This is a genomic window from Caballeronia sp. GAFFF2, from assembly GCF_023631485.1.
Taxonomy (GTDB): Bacteria; Pseudomonadota; Gammaproteobacteria; order Burkholderiales; family Burkholderiaceae; genus Caballeronia.
This window is the reverse complement of record NZ_JALQDA010000082.1, coordinates 1-1,337: the sequence shown is the minus strand read 5'-3', so window position 1 is coordinate 1,337 and position 1,337 is coordinate 1. Positions and strand designations below refer to the sequence as shown.

General features: G+C 59.0%; 1 protein-coding gene. It reads left to right on the top strand.

Going from position 1 to position 1,337, the window contains the following annotated elements:
• Positions 1-94: 94 nt before the first annotated feature.
• Positions 95-1,305 (top strand): IS3 family transposase gene (locus tag NCT04_RS34190; protein WP_250470261.1). Its coding sequence is split into 2 segments (ribosomal slippage): positions 95-413 and positions 413-1,305, totalling 1,212 coding nucleotides; the frame shifts between segments, so codons are not numbered across the junction.
• The last annotated feature ends 32 nt before the right edge of the window (positions 1,306-1,337 follow it).

The following is a 1,337-nucleotide window of genomic DNA, read 5'->3' as shown; positions in this document are numbered from 1 at the left end:
TGGAACAGCCCCGTGAAAGACCGGACACAGTCTCCCACTTACAATAGCGGGTAGGCATAAGACTGTGTATATGACTAACAACAAGAACGAAGTAATGGAAGTGTTGACGGGACCTGAGCGCCGACGGCGCTGGTCGGCTGATGAGAAGCTGGCGATGGTTCGGGAGACGTTCGAGCCCGGCAAGACAGTTTCGATGGTGGCTCGGCTGCACGGCATCAATCCGAATCAGCTGTTTCAGTGGCGCAAGCTGCATCAGGACGGCAGCCTGTCGGCAGTGAGCGCTGGAGAAGAAGTTGTGCCGGCGTCCGAGTTGAGCGACGCGCTGAAGCAGATAAAGGAGCTCCAGCGCCTGCTGGGCAAGAAGACCATGGAGAACGAGATTCTCCGGGAAGCCGTGGAGGTGATGAAGTCGCGAAAATGGATTGCGCGCTCACCCTCATTACCGGGGGACGGCCAGTGAAGCAGGTCTGTGACGTTCTCGGTGTAGCGCGCTCAAATGTGTCGGTAAAGCTCGCCCGGACTGCTGACTGGCAGGATGGCCGGCGCGCACGCAAAACGGATGATGCTGGCATTGTCGACGAAATTCGTTTGCTCGTTGCTGACTTGCCCAGCTACGGCTATCGACGCGTCTGGGGCCTGCTGCGAAGCGAGCGGGAATTGCGGTGTGAGGTTCGAGTGAATGCGAAACGTGTTTATCGCGTGATGCGCCAGCACGATTTGTTGCTTCACAGGAGGCCTGCGAGGCCGAGCATCGAGCGTCGGCATGAAGGTACGGTGGCGGTGCCCAGAAGCAATCAGCGATGGTGCTCTGACGGCTTCGAGTTTCGTTGCGACAACGGCGCGCCGCTGCGCGTGACGTTCGCACTCGATTGCTGTGACCGCGAAGCGATCAGCTGGGCAGCGACGACAGGCGGTCATAGCGGCGACGTTGTGCGCGATGTCATGCTGGCGGCTGTCGAACATCGTTTCGGGAACGTTCGCAAAACGCCCGCGCAAATCGAATGGCTCAGCGACAACGGTTCGGGTTACATTGCCGAAAAGACCCGCGCGTTCGCTTCAGATATTGGTCTCAAGCCGTTGACCACGCCCGTATGCAGCCCGCAGAGCAATGGCATGGCAGAAAGCTTCGTCAAGACGATGAAGCGCGATTACGTTGCGTTCATGCCGAAGCCGGACGCGGCGACCGCCGTGCGCAATCTGGCCGTCGCATTCGAACACTACAACGACAAACACCCGCATAGCGCGCTGAAATACCGCTCGCCGCGCGAGTTCCGACGTAAAGCCGATTCATCAACCTTGGTGTGAGATGGTGTCCGGAACTACGGGGGCAAATCCAG